Below are 13,984 nucleotides of genomic sequence, written 5' to 3'. Positions count from 1 at the left end.
GGCGTTCGGTGCGTTGGACGCAACCAACGCCACATTGGGGCGCATTGGCGGGCACGTAGGCTGGTCGGGTGCTCGCCGTAGTTCCGCCCCCAGTCACCGTCCGGGTCCCGGCCAAGGTCAACCTGCACCTTTCGGTCGACGACCTGCGCGAAGACGGTTACCACGAGCTGGTCACCGTGTTCCAGGCGCTGTCGCTGACCGACGAGGTGACCGTCGCGGTCACCGAAGAGCCCGGCATCGAGGTCTACGGCGAGGGGGAGGGCACGGTCCCGACCGGCCCCGAAAACCTGGCCTGGCGCGCGGTCGAAGCGCTGGCCTCGCACGTCGGGCGCACCGAAGAGCCGAAGGTCCGGGTGGTGCTGCGCAAGGGCATCCCGGTCGCCGGCGGCATGGCGGGCGGCAGCGCCGACGCGGCGGCGACGCTGGTCGGGCTCGCGTCGCTGTGGGGTCTCGACGTCACCCGCGACGAGCTGGCCGAGATCGCGGCCGGCCTGGGCAGCGACGTCCCGTTCGCGCTCTACGGCGGCACCGCGCTGGGCACCGGCCGCGGCGAGCAGCTGGTCCCGGTGCTGTCACGGCACACGTTCCACTGGGTGCTGGCCTTCGCCGCCGAAGGGCTGTCGACGCCGAAGGTGTTCGGCGAGCTCGACCGCCTGCGCGCGGCGGGCAACCCGCCCCGCATCGGCTCGCACACGCCGGTCGTGGAGGCGCTGGCCTCGGGCGACCCGCGCCAGCTGGCCCTCCTGCTGGGCAACGACCTCCAGGCGGCGGCGGTCTCGCTGCGGCCCGACCTGCGCCGCACGCTCCGCGCGGGCGTCAACGCGGGCGCGCTCGCCGGCACGGTGTCCGGTTCCGGCCCGACGTGCGCGTTCCTCTGCGAAGACGCACAGTCGGCGGTGGAGGTCGCGGCCGAGCTGTCGGGCGCGGGTGTGTGCCGCACGGTCCGCGTGGCCCACGGTCCGGTCCCCGGCGCCCGGGTCGTCGGCGGCGACGACGCGCCGCGGCCGGCGCCGCCGCGGGTGCACGCATGAAGCACGCCGAGTTCGCGTTCCCGGGCCCGCTGCGCGACAAGCTGGTGGCGGCGGTCCTGCGCGGGGAGAAGACGTCGACCACCGGCCTGGTCGCCGAGTACGAGAAGTACGGCGAAGAGCTGCCCGTCGTCGGCGAGCGCGAGTTGATGATCGACTCGGCAGGTGAGGGGGTCGCGGTGCTCGAGACCACCGAGGTCCGCATCCTTCCACTGTCCGAAGTGGACCTCCAGCACGCGCTCGACGAGGGCGAGGGCTTCACCAGCGTCGCCGAATGGCGCGCCGACCACACGGACTACTGGCAGGGCGCCGAAATGCGCGCGGCCATGGAAGATCCGGAGTTCACCGTGGACGACACGACACTGGTCGTGGCGACCCGTTTTATCATTGTGGAAAGGATCGGCTGAGCGGATGGCCAACCTGGTCAACCTGGAGGCGGTGAGCAAGTCCTACGGGGTTCGCCCGCTCTTGGACGGCGTTTCCCTCGGCATCGCGGCCGGGCAGCGCGTCGGCGTCGTCGGCCTCAACGGGGGCGGCAAGACCACCCTGCTGGAAGTCCTTTCCGGACTGTCCGAACCGGACTCCGGACGGGTGAGCCACGTGCGCGACCTGCGGATGGCCGTGGTCACCCAGCGCACGGAACTCCCGGACGGCAGCACGGTCGGCGACGTCGTGCTCGAACGCTACGGCGCCGAGCACGAATGGGCCGCCGACGCCCGCGTCCGGTCCATTGTGGACGGCTTGGGTATCACGGCGATCGGCCTGGACACGCCGACGGCGAACCTGTCCGGCGGCGAGCGGCGCCGGGTCTCGCTGGCCGCCGCGCTCACCGGCGAGCTCGACCTGATCGTCCTCGACGAGCCGACCAACCACCTCGACGTCGAAGGTGTCCGCTGGCTGGCCGACCACCTGCTGGCCCGGAAGGTCGCCGTCGTGGTCGTCACGCACGACCGGTGGTTCCTCGACACCGTCGCGACGCTGACGTGGGAGGTCGCGAACGGCCGCGTCGAGCAGTACGAAGGTGGTTACGCCGACTGGATCTTCGCCCGCGCCGAGCGCGCGCGGCTGGCCGCGACGGCCGAGGAGAAGCGGCAGAACCTGGCCCGCAAGGAGCTGGCGTGGCTGCGCCGCGGCCCGCAGGCGCGCTCGTCGAAGCCGCGTTACCGCGTGGAGGCGGCCGAAGCGCTGATCGCCGACGTCCCGCCGCCGCGTGACTCCGTCGAGCTGCAGGCGTTCGCGAAGCGGCGGCTCGGCAAGACCGTGCTGGAGCTGGAGGACACGACGTACCAGGTGGGCGAGCGGAAGCTGCTCGACCACGTCACCTGGCGGATCGGCCCCGGTGACCGGATCGGCCTGGTCGGCGTCAACGGTTCGGGCAAGACTTCGCTGCTGAAGCTGCTCGGCGGCGACGTCGAGGGCACGACCGGCCGCCGGATCGAGGGCAAGACGGTCGCGCTCGCGCACCTGCGCCAGGAGCTCGACGACCTGCCCGGCGACCTGCGCGTGCTGCAGGCGATCGAGCAGGTGGCCGGCCGCGTGGTGTTCGGCAAGCAGGAGATGACGGCGTCCCAGCTGGGCGAGAAGCTCGGCTTCCCGGCGGCCCGCCAGTGGACGCCGGTCGCGGACCTCTCGGGCGGCGAGCGGCGCCGGCTGCAGCTGTGCCGGCTGCTGATGGCCGAGCCGAACGTGCTGCTGCTCGACGAGCCGACGAACGACCTGGACATCGACACGCTGCAGCAGCTGGAAGACCTCCTCGACGGCTGGCCGGGCACGATGGTCGTGGTGTCCCACGACCGCTACCTGGTGGAGCGCGTCTGCGACACGATCGTCGCCCTCTTCGGCGACGGCCGCATCACCCACCTCCCGGGCGGCATCGAGGAGTACCTGAACCGCCGCGCCGCGGCCCAGCCGGTTTCCGGTGCGGCGCCTTCGGTGGAGAAGGTCGAGGCGAAGAAGTCGGCGGCGGACCTGCGCGCGGCCCAGAAGGAACTGGGCAGGCTGGAGCGCAAGCTCGACCAGCTGCACGCCAAGGAGGAGAAGCTCCACGCGTCGTTGCTGGCGGCCGCGACGGACCCGGCGAAGCTGATGGAGCTCAACGCCGAGCTGAAGGGTGTGCAGGGCGAGATCGAGGACGTCGAGGCGCGCTGGCTGGAGACGTCCGAACTGCTGGAGTGACACAGCTCCCAGTAATGTCTGCACCATGAGCAGGTTCGTGGACACGCTCGTCGCCACCGCGACGGAGCGGGGACAGCAGCGGGGCATGGTCACCGGGGAGCCGAAGGAGCCGGTCCGGCGGACCTGGGCCGAGGTGCACGCCGAGGCGCGGCGGATTGCCGGCGGCCTGGTGGCCGGCGGGTTCGAGCGCGGGGGTGCCGTGGCGGTGCTGGCCGCCGCGCCGGTGCTGATCGCGCCCACCGTGCAGGCCGTCTGGCTGGCCGGCGGCAGCGTCACCATGCTGCACCAGCCGACGCCGCGCACCGATCTCGCCGAGTGGGCCGAGGACACCGTGCGGGTGCTCGGGATGATCGGCTCCGACCTGGTGCTGCTGGGCGAGCCGTTCGACCAGCTCGCGCCCGTGCTCGAACAAAAGGGCATCGGGTTCAAGCTCATCACCGAGCTGGCCGGAGCCGAGCCGCTCGCCGACGTCGTCACCACCGACGAGGGCGACACCGCGCTGCTGCAGCTCACCAGCGGGTCCACCGCCGACCCCAAGGCCGTGCGGATCACCTACGGCAACCTGTACTCCAACGTCAAGGCCATGGTCGACCGCGCGGAGTTCGACTTCGACGTCGACGTGATGGTGTCCTGGCTGCCGACCTTCCACGACATGGGGATGGTCGGCTTCCTGACCGTGCCGATGACCTTCGGCGTCGAACTGGTCAAGATCACGCCGGTCGAGTTCCTCTCCGGGCCGTTGATCTGGCCGGAACTGATCACGAAGTACCACGGCACGACGACGGCGGCGCCGAACTTCGCGTACGCGATCGTCGGGCGCCGGATGGCCCGCGTCGACGACGACACCGCCTACGACCTCTCGAAGCTGCGCATCGCGCTGAACGGCGCCGAGCCCGTCGACGAGGCCGCCGTCCAGACCTTTGTGGACGCCGGCGCCCGGTTCAAGATGCCCGCCGAGTGCGTCTTCCCGGCGTACGGCATGGCCGAAGCGACGCTCGCGGTGTCGTTCGCGCCGCTGTTCACCGGCCTGACCCTCGACGTGGTCGAAGCCGACGCGCTCGAGGCGGACAACCGCGCGGTGCCGGTGCCGGCGGGCGACCCGCGGCGCGGCACCGACAGCGTCCGCTCGTTCGCGCTGCTCGGCCGTCCCCTCGACGGGCTCGAAGCGGAGATCGTCAACGACGCGGGTGTGCGTGTCGGCGAGCGCGAGGTGGGCGAGATCCGGCTGCGCGGCGAGGCCGTGACACCCGGCTACCTGACGATGGACGGCCCGCTCGCGACCCAGGACGAGAACGGCTGGCTCAACACCGGCGACCTCGGCTACCTGGTCGACGGCCAGATCGTCATCTGCGGCCGCCGCAAGGACGTCATCATCATGGGCGGCCGCAACCTGTACCCGACGGACATCGAACGCGCGGCGACCTCGGTCGAGGGAGTGCGCGCGGGCAACGCGGTGGCCGTCCGGCTGGACGCGGGCAGCCGCCGCGAGCGGTTCGCGGTCGTCGTGGAGTCGAAGCTGGCGGGCGACGCCGAAGCCGAGAAGAACCTGATGAAGCAGGTGTCGGCGCGGGTCCGCGACGCCGTCGACATGCGGCCGTACGCGGTCGTGGTGCTCCCGGCGGGCAGCCTGCCGAAGACGCCGTCGGGCAAGGTCAAGCGCGCGGCGACGGCCCAGCAGTTCGCGGACAGGATCAGGAAGAACGCGGACGCCTGACGGGCACTTTCACGTGAAAGTGCCCCAGCTGGGAGGCGGGCACTTTCACGTGAAAGTGCCCCTTCAGCGCTGCTGGACGCGGACCGCGCGGAGCGTCGGCGGGGTGGCGCGCTCGGCGGTGGCTTCCGAAGAACTGCGGGCGCCCGGGAGGTCGGGGGCCTGGCCGGTGCGGGCGGCGAGCTGGTCTTCCACCGCGTCGAGGAACTCGTCGACCTCGCGCTCGTCGTAGCCGCGCTTGCCGATCAGCGGCTTCGCGAACATCACGTGGTGCACTTCGGCGGCGGTCAGGTCGTCCTCGTCGGCGAGCGTCTTGGCGATCCGCCGGACGAACGCGTCGACCTCGTGCTTCGCGTAACCACGGCGGCCGATCGGGGCGTTACCGAAGGTGACCACGGCGAGGTCTTCGGCGGTGAACGACATGGAACTCTCCGATTCCGGGGTAGGCGGGTGCGAAACTCCCGTACACCGTCCTAACCCGTTGACAGGCTCCCCCGGAAGAGCCTGCCCGCAACCTCACCCCGACGGGCAACCGCGCGCCCGCCTTCGGGTGAGTTTGCGCTACCGAACGCTGTGTGGCCGGGCTCACAGGCTCGTCAGCTGCGCCCGAACCACTTCCGGGGGCCCTGCGGCCGCGGCGGTTCCTCGACGACGACCGGCTTCGGGTTGCGCAGTTCCACCAGTGCCGCCTCGGCTTCGTCGAGGAACAGGTCGACCTGGGCCTGGTCGTAGCTGCGCATGCCGACCGGCATGATCGTGAACTCGACGTAGTGGATGTCGTCCGGCGTCAGGATGTTGCGGCCGGCCAGTGCCTCGGCGATGAGGTCGAGGAACGCGTCCACCTCGTCCTCGTTGTAGCCGCGCCGGCCGAACCGGGGTTTGCCGAAAGCGATCGCCCGGACTTCGTCGGGGGTCATGGCTTCACCTTGCCACCCATGTCAGCCCGCGTGGAAGGCGTTCTGCGCGGCCGCGAGGCCGGTGCCGATCAGCGCTTCGGTCGCGTCCGCGCACCGGTCCACCTCCAGCGGGAGTTCCTTGCGCTCGACCGTCGAAAAGTCCTTCAGCACGAAGTCCGCCGGGTCCTGGCGGCCGGGCGGGCGGCCGATGCCGAACCGCACCCGGTAGTAGTCGCGGGTCCCCAGTGATTTCGTGATCGAGCGGAGTCCGTTGTGCCCGTTGTCGCCGCCACCCAGCTTCAGCTTCAACGCGCCGAAATCGACGTCGAGCTCGTCGTGCACCACCACGATGCCGGACGGCTCGACCTTGTAGAACCGCGCCGCGCCGACCACCGGCCCGCCGGAGAGGTTCATGTACGAACGCGGCTTCACCAGCACCACGCGGCGGCCGGCCAGCCGGCCCTCGAGGACCTCGCCGCCGGTCTTGTGCGTCTTGAACTTGCCGCCGATGCGGGCGGCGAGCTCGTCCAGCACCATGAACCCGACATTGTGTCGGTTCCCGGCGTACTGGGGTCCGGGATTGCCGAGGCCGGCGAGCAGAATCAGCTCGCCGGCCCCGGGCACATCTTCGGTCATGCAGCGATGTTATTCGGCCGACTCGGCCGACTCTTCGCCCGCCTCGGCCTCGTCGCCGGTCTCTTCACGCTGCGGCTCGTTGACGGCCACGACGAGCGACTCCGGGTCGGTGACCAGGGTGGCGCCCTGCGGCAGCTGGATCTGGCCGGCGAGGATCTGGGTGCCGACCTCGAGGCCCTCGATCGAGACCTCGACCTGCTCCGGGATGTGCAGCGCCTCGACCTCGACCTGCAGGGTGTCGACGTCCTGGTTGACCAGGCCGCCCGGGCCGGGGTTGCCGGTGACGACGACGGGGACGTCGACGGTGACCTTCTCGCCGCGCTTGACGACCAGCAGGTCGACGTGCTCGATGTAGTTCTTCAGCGGGTGCACCACGATGGTCTTGGTCAGGGCCAGCTCGCTGGCGCCCTCCAGGTCCAGGGTGATGACGGCGTTCGAGCCGTTCTCGCGGACGACGCGGGCGAACTCGATGGCCGGCAGCGCGAAGTGCCGCGGGTCCGCCCCGTGGCCGTAGAGGACGGCGGGGATCTTGCCGGCGCGACGCGTGCGGCGCGCGGCGCCCTTGCCGAACTCGGTGCGCGGCTCGACGGACAGACGTACCTCGGACACGGTGTGGCACTCCTTCAAATCAAAGACAGCATGCTGCGGCGGGGGAAGCCGATGTGTGTTCTGTTCAAGGAAGTTTCGGCGGCGAGTTTCCGGGCGTGCACGACGACGGGGGCTACTCGAGCCGCCGCGTCGATCACGCCGGGCACCCCAGAAGGGCCCCGCCTCGCCGAGACAACCTCAAGAGTGTAAACCAACCTCATCACGGTGGGTTGCGGCGGGTGCCCGGCCCAGGCTAGAACCCTCCTGGAACCCGGTACGTGACGACACAAATCCGGTGGCGGGTCGACGCCGGCCGAGGTGTGCTCGGTAGCGGGAGAGCAGGGGGCGGAAAATGCGGGCTCGGTGGAGCAAGGTGGCAGCGGTGCTGCTGCTGGGCGGGTTGCTGGCCGGCTGCCAGGTGGCGGTCGCCGGCACCGCCGGTGTCTCCGCGGCCGACCAGGCGGTGGCCGAGCGGCGCGCGGCGCAGCGCACCGCGGTCGACGCGGCCCTCACCGCGCTGGGCCAGGCGCCCGCGGTGGCGCTGAAGGCCACGGTCAAGGGCGCCGAGCAGCAGTTCCGGATCACCCGCGGCGGCTACGCACTCGGCGGCCTGCCGCTGGACGGCCGGTTCGTGCAGGTGACGGCCGCCGCGAGCCAGTTCTACCTGCAGGCCGACGCCGACTACTGGAAGGCGCACGCCATCGACGAAGGCACGCAGTTCGGCACGAGCTGGGTGCGATCGCTCGGCACCGAGCTGCCCTTCGACCCGGCGGCCCGGTTCGCCCCGCCGGCGCTCGCCGAAGGGCTGCGCAAGGCGCTGGCCGGGCTCGACCGGATGGGCGACCCGGTGAAGGCGAAGCTGCCGGACGGCACCGAGGTCTACCAGCTCGGCGCCGCGCCGAGCGTCCTGCGCGTCACCACGGCCAAGCCGAACCGCGTCGTCAGCTTCGCCCCGGCGCTGCTCGACCCGCAGAAGGGCCCCGAGTACGGCGCCGAGTTCGCCGTCACCGCGCTCACCGGCGACGCGGTCAAGACGTTCCACACGGACCTCGACGCCGCGATCGCCGGGCTGGGGCAGCCGTTCGAAGGGCTGGTGCAGGCCAGCGCCGTCGTCACGAACGACAAGCTCGACTGCAAGGACTTCGTCGGCTCCTGCACCACGACGGTCGACGTCTCCAACAGCGTGGTCGGCACGCCGGCGTCGGGCGAGAAGAGCGTCGTCCACATCACCCTGACGGTGGAGGTCAGCGCCGAGTCGCTGGGCGCCCAGACGTGCACGGCGGCCGGCGACGCGGAGCCGTACAAGACGATCCAGCTGTCCTGCGCGGTGAAGTTCAAGCTGCCCAACCGCACGGCCAGCTACCAGGTGCTGTCGAAGCCGAACGCGACGGCGGAGGTCCGCGCGGGCCTCGACGTCAACGCGGTCAAGCAGAAGGTGGCCGCGGAGTTCGCGGGCCTCGGCGGCTGACCTGGACACCTACCCCCGGGTGTGTTGCTTCCGTTGAAGTAGGTGATCTTCCGTTCCTAGCATCGGCCGTGACCGGCCGATGACGAACGAGGAGATCCAAATGGCCAAGCTGGTGGTTTTCGGGGCGACGGGGTACGCCGGAGGCAGGATCGGCGCCGAGGCGCTGCGGCGCGGGCACGAGGTCGTCGGCGTCGCGCGCCACGCGGGTTCGGTCCCCGAAGGCGTCGAAGCCCTGCAGGGCTCGCTGCACGACGAGGACTTCGTCGCGCAGGTCGCGAAGGACGCGGACGTGATCGTGGTGGCCACCCCGGCCCGCGAGATCGAGGGCAGGAAGCTGATCGACGCGGTGCCTGCCCTGGCCCGCATCGCGAGCGAGAACGGCGTCCGCCTGTCGTTCGTCGGCGGCGCGGCCAGCCTGCACGTGGCCGAGGGCGGCCCGCGGCTGTTCGACACCCCGGAGTTCCCCGACGAGTACAAGGCCGAGGCCGGCAACCACGCCGAGGTGCTGGGCCTGCTGCGCGAGCAGCCCGAAAGCCTCGACTGGTTCTACGTGAGCCCCGCGGCCGAGTTCGGCGCCTGGACCCCGGGTGAGCGCAAGGGTGAGTTCCGCATCGGCGGCGACGTCCTGCTGACCGACGAGAACGGCAAGTCCCACATCGGTGGGGACGACTTCGCGATCGCCTACGTCGACGAGATCGAGCAGGCCAAGCACCGCCGCGCGCGCTTCACGGTCGCTTACTGAGGCCGCGGGCAGCGGAAAGCCCGCTCTCCCGGCCGGGAGAGCGGGCTTTCCTCGTGAAACCTCAGGCGTTGCCGTCGAAGAGGGACGTGACCGAGCCGTCGTCGAAGACCTGCTGGATCGCCTCCGCCAGCATCGGCGCGATCGACAGCACCGTCAGCCCCGGGAAGCGCTTCTCCTCCGGGATCGGCAGCGAGTTCGTCACGATGACCTCGCGGGCCTTGCACGACGACAGCCGCTGGGTTGCCGGGTCCGACAGGATGCCGTGGGTCGTGGCGATGACCACGTCCGCCGCGCCCTCTTCGATCAGGGCCTCGGTGGCCTTCACGATCGTGCCGCCGGTGTCGATCATGTCGTCGATCAGGACGCAGAGCTTGCCCTCGACCTTGCCGACCACGCGGTTGGCGATCGCCTGGTTGGGCTTGTCCGGGTCGCGCGTCTTGTGGATGAACGCGATCGGGCGGTCGCCCAGCGTCTGCGCCCACTTCTCGGCCAGCCGCACGCGGCCGGAGTCCGGCGAGACGACCGTGATGTCGGCGTCGCCGTAGGTCGCCTTGATGTGTTCGGCCAGCACGGACTGCGCCATCAGGTGGTCGACCGGGCCGTCGAAGAAGCCCTGGATCTGCGCCGTGTGCAGGTCGACCGTCATGATCCGGTCGGCACCCGCGGTCTTGAACAGGTCCGCGATCAGCCGGGCCGAGATCGGCTCGCGGCCCTTGTGCTTCTTGTCCTGGCGCGCGTACGGGTAGAACGGCATCACGACCGTGATCCGCTTCGCGCTCGCCCGCTTGAGCGCGTCCACCATGATCAGCTGCTCCATCACGAACTCGTTGATGGGCGTGGTGTGCGCCTGGATGACGAAGGCGTCGGTGCCGCGGACGGACTCCTCGAACCGGACGAACAGCTCGCCGTTGGCGAACGTGTGCGCCGTCTGCGGGGTGATCTTCACGCCGAGGTGGAGGGCGACCTCTTCGGCGAGCTCCTGGTGTGCCCGCCCGGAGAAGAGCATCAGGTTCTTCTTCGGCGTGCCCTGCTTCTGGCTCATGCTGACGACTCCCCGTCGGTTCCTGCTGCTGAATCGGCGTCGAGGGCGGCCTGGGCCGCCTCCGCCGCGGGCGTACCCGGCCGGCGCCGGATCGCCCAGCCTTCGATGTTGCGCTGCGGCGGCGCCGACACCGCGAGTGTGCCCGGCGGGACGTCTTCGCGGATCACGGCACCCGCACCACTGTAAGCGCCGTCACCGATGTGCACCGGGGCGACGAAGGTGTTGTCCGCGCCCAATCGGACATACGACCCGATAACGGTCCGGTGCTTGTTCACGCCGTCGTAGTTCACGAAGACGCTGGAGCAGCCGATGTTGCTGTGCTCACCGATCGTGGCATCACCCACGTAGGTCAGGTGGGGCACCTTCGTGCCGGCGCCGATCTCGGCGGCCTTCGTCTCGACGAACGCGCCCAGCTTCGCCTTGACGCCCAGCTTCGTGCCCGGCCGCAGGTAGGTGAACGGGCCGACGTTGACGCCGTCGCCGAGTTCCGAGTCCGACCCGTGCACCCGGACGACGCTGGCGCCGGCGCCGATCGTCACGTTGGTCAGCGTGCTGTCCGGGCCGACCGTGCTGCCTTCGCCGACCGACGTCGTGCCCTTGAGCTGGACGCCGGGCTCGATGACGACGTCACGGGAGAGGGTGACGCCGGCGTCGATCCAGGTCGTGGCGGGGTCGGTGATCGTGACGCCCTCGCGCTGCCAGCGCTGCACGATCCGGCGGTTGAGCTCGGCGCCGAGCGCTGAGAGCTGCACGCGGTCGTTGACGCCTTCGGTCAGCCACGGGTCGTCGACGATCAGGGCGCCGACGTGCAGGCCGTCGCCGTTCGCGATGCCGAGCACGTCGGTGAGGTACAGCTCGCCCTGCGCGTTGTCGGTCGAGAGGCGCGAGAGGCCGTCGCGCAGCACCGCCGCGTCGAAGGCGTAGACGCCCGAGTTGATCTCGTCGATCTCGGCCTGCTCCGGGGTGGCGTCCTTGTGCTCGACGATCCCGGTGACCTTGCCCGCGCTGTCGCGCACGATCCGGCCGTAGCCGGTCGGGTCGGCGACCACGGACGTGAGCACGGTGACGGCGTTCTTCGCCTCGGTGTGCTCGTCGAGCAGCGCGCCCAGGGTGGCGGTGTCGAGCAGCGGGACGTCGCCGTAGCTGACCAGCACGGTGCCGGTGAGGTCGGCGGGCAGGGTCGCGAGCGCGCAGGACACGGCGTGGCCGGTGCCCTTCTGCTGGTCCTGCACGGCGGTGCCGACGCTGCGGCCGAGGGTGGTGCCGAGCGCCCCCAGGTGGGCGCCGACGGCTTCGCGGCCGTGCCCGACGACCACGACGAGGTGTTCGGGGTTCAGCCCGGCGGCGGCCCGGACGGCGTGTTCGACGAGGGGGCGCCCGGCGATCGGGTGCAACACCTTCGGGGTCGCGGATCGCATGCGGGTGCCCTCACCCGCGGCGAGGATCAACGTGCTCAGCGGGCCGGTCAACGGCGCTCCCAACGGTTACCAGCGGGTGGCTTCTGTCGGGCACCGATCCTAACTGTGGTCGTCGGCGTCCCACGCGGGGTCGGTCGGAGGCGCTTCGCTGGCCCACGCGGCGGCCGTGGAGCCGGCGGGGTGTGGCTTGGTTGTTGCCGGCGCGTTCGGCCTGGTGGAGCGGGTGAGGACGCTGGCCAGTGCGCGTGTCCGAGGTTCGTCGACAGCGGCCGGGCGATGCGCCCCAATGTGGCGTTCGGTGCGTCAGACGCACCGAACGCCACATTGGGTGCGTTGGACGCAACCAACGCCACATTGGGGCGCTTGTGACACACGGCTTCGGCCGCGCCGGACGGCGAACGACTTGCGGCGCTAACTGTGGTCGTCGGCGTCCCACGCGGGGTCGGTCGGAGGCGCCTCGCTGGCCCACGCGGCGGCCGGGTCGGCGGCCATGGAGTTCGCCGACGCCACCTGGTTGCCGCCGCCGCGTTTGGCCTGGTACATCGCCGCGTCCGCGCGCGCCAGCACCTGCTCGCCACGCTCCTGCGGCCGCAGCGACACGAGCCCGATCGACAGCGTGACGCCGTGCGAGAGGTGGTGCGGCAGGTTGGAGACGGACTTCACGGCCCGGCCGAGCGCCATCTTCGCCGCCGACGCCGGGGTGCCCGGCAGCAGGACGATGAACTCGTCGCCGCCGTAGCGCGCTACCAGGTCGTCGCCGCGCAACGCGTCACGAAGCGTGCTTGCCACGACACGCAGGACGTTGTCGCCTTCGGCGTGGGATTGCTTGTCGTTGACGCCCTTGAAGCCGTCGAGGTCGACCAGGGCGACCGCCAGCGGCTGGGCGTCGGCCGAGGACGCCAGCTGGCGCAGCTTCTCGTCCAGCGCGCGCCGGTTGGGCAGGCCGGTGAGCGGGTCCTGCAGCGCCTGCTGGGTGATCGCGCCGTGCTCGGCGGACAGGCGTTCGTGCTCGCGGCGGGCGTTCAGCGTGGCGATCTGCGACTCGCGCAGGCTCCACATCTCCGACTCCAGGCGCCGGGCGTAGTCGATCAGCGACTCGCTGGCCCCGGAGGCGTAGTCCGGGCTCGTGTCGAGCCGGGCCAGCTCGCGGGCGATGTTCAGCCGCATCGACGGCTGCGAGGTGTCGTCCGAGATGGACTGGCGGGTCTCGCGCAGGACCGCCAGTGCCTCGTCGCGGCGGCCCTCCTTGTCCAGGCAGCGCGCCAGCGCGATCGCGACGATCTCGCGGTCGTGCCCGAACGCGCGCTCGGTGTAGAGGTTCTGCAGCCGCTCGACGTGCTCGGCGCCCGGCTGGTTCAGCGCCGGCGCCGCGGCCAGCACGCCGACCTGGTCGATCGCCTTGACGTCCGCCTTGCGCGGGAACAGCGACTCGGCGAACGGGCCTTCGGCGGCCGCGCCCATCGAGGCCGCGGTGCGGAACTTCTCGGCGCTCTCGTCGTACTCGTCGATGCGCTCCAGCCGCAGGCCCCAGCCGAGCAGCATCTTGATGCGGTTGATCAGCTGCAGGGCGATGTCGTGCGGGCTCGCGCTCTCGCGGATCGCCGCGGCGGCCCGGCCGATCACCTCCTCGGCCGCTTCGTAGACGCCGAGCTGGTTGAGCACCAGCCAGCAGTCGATCAGCGTCGAGGCCAGCAGCCGGTTCCAGTTGCGCAGCCCGACCTGCCGGTCCGGGATGGTGGAGTCGTCCAGGATGGCCAGCGCCCTGGCGATCTCGGTGAGCGCGGCGTCCTCCTGCGCGGCGATCACGAGCCGGCGGCCGCGCAGCGCGTGCGCGTCGGCCCGCAGCAGGGCGATGCCGTGGCGCCGGGTGTGCGCGAGCATCTCGTCGAGGCGGGGCTCGGCCTCCGCGGCCAGGCCCTTCGTGGCCAGCCGGGCGAGGGCGGACGAGCGCAGCAGCTGGGCCACCAGCAGGGGCTCACCACGCCGCTGGGTCTCGTCGAGCAACTCGTCGAGCATCGCGACGATCTCGAGCTGCTGGGTGTACTCGTGCCGCTGGACGGCGGCGTTCAGCTCCCGCGCGCGCCCGACGATCCAGGCGTCGGACATCTCGGCCAGCGCGGGCCGCCTGGCCGTCACCGGGTCGGTCGCCTCGTCGGTCAGCGCCAACCTCCCGGTGTCGTGGGTTTCCGGTTCCTTCTGCTGCTCCGCCGCCAGGATTCGAACCTGAACTGTCAGAACCAAAATCTGAAGTGCTGCCGATTACACTACGGCGGATCGATC

The 13,984-nt window shown here is 71.0% G+C and carries 13 protein-coding genes and 1 tRNA gene; 6 read left to right on the top strand and 8 right to left on the bottom strand.

Annotated elements, in window-relative coordinates:
• Positions 1-68: 68 nt before the first annotated feature.
• The 4 genes from BLW76_RS43375 to BLW76_RS43360 are packed head-to-tail and all read left to right on the top strand — an operon-like array spanning position 69 to position 4,917.
• Positions 69-1,031, top strand: a complete 963-nt coding sequence (locus tag BLW76_RS43375) for a 4-(cytidine 5'-diphospho)-2-C-methyl-D-erythritol kinase (protein WP_091318103.1) — start codon at positions 69-71, stop codon at positions 1,029-1,031.
• The gene (locus BLW76_RS43370) at positions 1,028-1,435 is read left to right on the top strand and encodes an ASCH domain-containing protein (protein WP_091318101.1); all 408 of its coding nucleotides are present in this window, start codon (positions 1,028-1,030) and stop codon (positions 1,433-1,435) included. Before BLW76_RS43375 ends, BLW76_RS43370 begins: the two co-directional genes overlap by 4 nt.
• A 4-nt stretch (positions 1,436-1,439) precedes the next feature.
• Positions 1,440-3,203, top strand: a complete 1,764-nt coding sequence (locus BLW76_RS43365; protein ID WP_091318099.1) for an ABC-F family ATP-binding cassette domain-containing protein — start codon at positions 1,440-1,442, stop codon at positions 3,201-3,203.
• Positions 3,204-3,228: 25 nt separating this feature from the next.
• Positions 3,229-4,917 (top strand): fatty acyl-AMP ligase, encoded by a 1,689-nt coding sequence (locus BLW76_RS43360; RefSeq protein WP_091318097.1) that lies wholly within the window; start codon positions 3,229-3,231, stop codon positions 4,915-4,917.
• A 63-nt stretch (positions 4,918-4,980) separates the two neighbouring features.
• On the opposite strand, the gene BLW76_RS43355 is transcribed toward BLW76_RS43360, so the two are convergent.
• The 4 genes from BLW76_RS43355 to BLW76_RS43340 all read right to left on the bottom strand — a co-directional run bounded on the left by BLW76_RS43355 (position 4,981) and on the right by BLW76_RS43340 (position 7,055).
• A complete protein-coding gene (locus BLW76_RS43355) occupies positions 4,981-5,337 on the bottom strand; it encodes a DivIVA domain-containing protein (RefSeq protein WP_091318095.1) in 357 nt (118 codons plus the stop codon).
• 173 nt (positions 5,338-5,510) lie between these two features.
• On the bottom strand, positions 5,511-5,831 hold the full coding sequence (locus BLW76_RS50610) for a DivIVA domain-containing protein (RefSeq protein WP_091318094.1): 321 nt from the start codon (positions 5,829-5,831) through the stop codon (positions 5,511-5,513).
• A 21-nt stretch (positions 5,832-5,852) separates the two neighbouring features.
• Positions 5,853-6,446 carry an aminoacyl-tRNA hydrolase gene (pth, locus tag BLW76_RS43345; RefSeq protein ID WP_091318092.1) on the bottom strand — a complete coding sequence of 198 codons (594 nt, stop codon included), beginning with the start codon at positions 6,444-6,446 and terminating at the stop codon, positions 5,853-5,855.
• A gap of 9 nt (positions 6,447-6,455) precedes the next feature.
• Complete coding sequence (locus tag BLW76_RS43340; protein WP_091318091.1) at positions 6,456-7,055, bottom strand: 50S ribosomal protein L25/general stress protein Ctc; 600 nt, start codon at positions 7,053-7,055, stop codon at positions 6,456-6,458.
• A 352-nt stretch (positions 7,056-7,407) separates the two neighbouring features.
• Between BLW76_RS43340 and BLW76_RS43335 the strand changes: the two genes are divergently transcribed.
• Positions 7,408-8,502 (top strand): hypothetical protein, encoded by a 1,095-nt coding sequence (locus BLW76_RS43335; protein WP_091318089.1) that lies wholly within the window; start codon positions 7,408-7,410, stop codon positions 8,500-8,502.
• Positions 8,503-8,602: 100 nt separating this feature from the next.
• Positions 8,603-9,244 (top strand): NAD(P)-dependent oxidoreductase, encoded by a 642-nt coding sequence (locus tag BLW76_RS43330; RefSeq protein ID WP_091318088.1) that lies wholly within the window; start codon positions 8,603-8,605, stop codon positions 9,242-9,244.
• Between the two features lie 61 nt (positions 9,245-9,305).
• On the opposite strand, the gene BLW76_RS43325 is transcribed toward BLW76_RS43330, so the two are convergent.
• From BLW76_RS43325 to BLW76_RS43310, 4 genes are all read right to left on the bottom strand, one after another.
• Positions 9,306-10,286, bottom strand: a complete 981-nt coding sequence (locus tag BLW76_RS43325; protein ID WP_091318086.1) for a ribose-phosphate diphosphokinase — start codon at positions 10,284-10,286, stop codon at positions 9,306-9,308.
• Complete coding sequence (glmU, locus tag BLW76_RS43320) at positions 10,283-11,755, bottom strand: bifunctional UDP-N-acetylglucosamine diphosphorylase/glucosamine-1-phosphate N-acetyltransferase GlmU (protein ID WP_091318085.1); 1,473 nt, start codon at positions 11,753-11,755, stop codon at positions 10,283-10,285. The genes BLW76_RS43325 and glmU overlap by 4 nt, the downstream gene beginning before the upstream one ends.
• 360 nt (positions 11,756-12,115) lie before the next feature.
• Positions 12,116-13,870 (bottom strand): GGDEF domain-containing protein, encoded by a 1,755-nt coding sequence (locus BLW76_RS43315; RefSeq protein ID WP_091318083.1) that lies wholly within the window; start codon positions 13,868-13,870, stop codon positions 12,116-12,118.
• A gap of 36 nt (positions 13,871-13,906) precedes the next feature.
• Positions 13,907-13,978: transfer RNA gene (locus tag BLW76_RS43310), tRNA-Gln, on the bottom strand.
• Positions 13,979-13,984 lie beyond the last annotated feature (6 nt).

This window comes from Amycolatopsis tolypomycina (genome assembly GCF_900105945.1).
GTDB lineage: Bacteria > Actinomycetota > Actinomycetes > Mycobacteriales > Pseudonocardiaceae > Amycolatopsis > Amycolatopsis tolypomycina.
The sequence above is the reverse complement of the archived record's forward strand: the minus strand, read 5'-3'. Positions and strand labels throughout refer to the sequence as shown.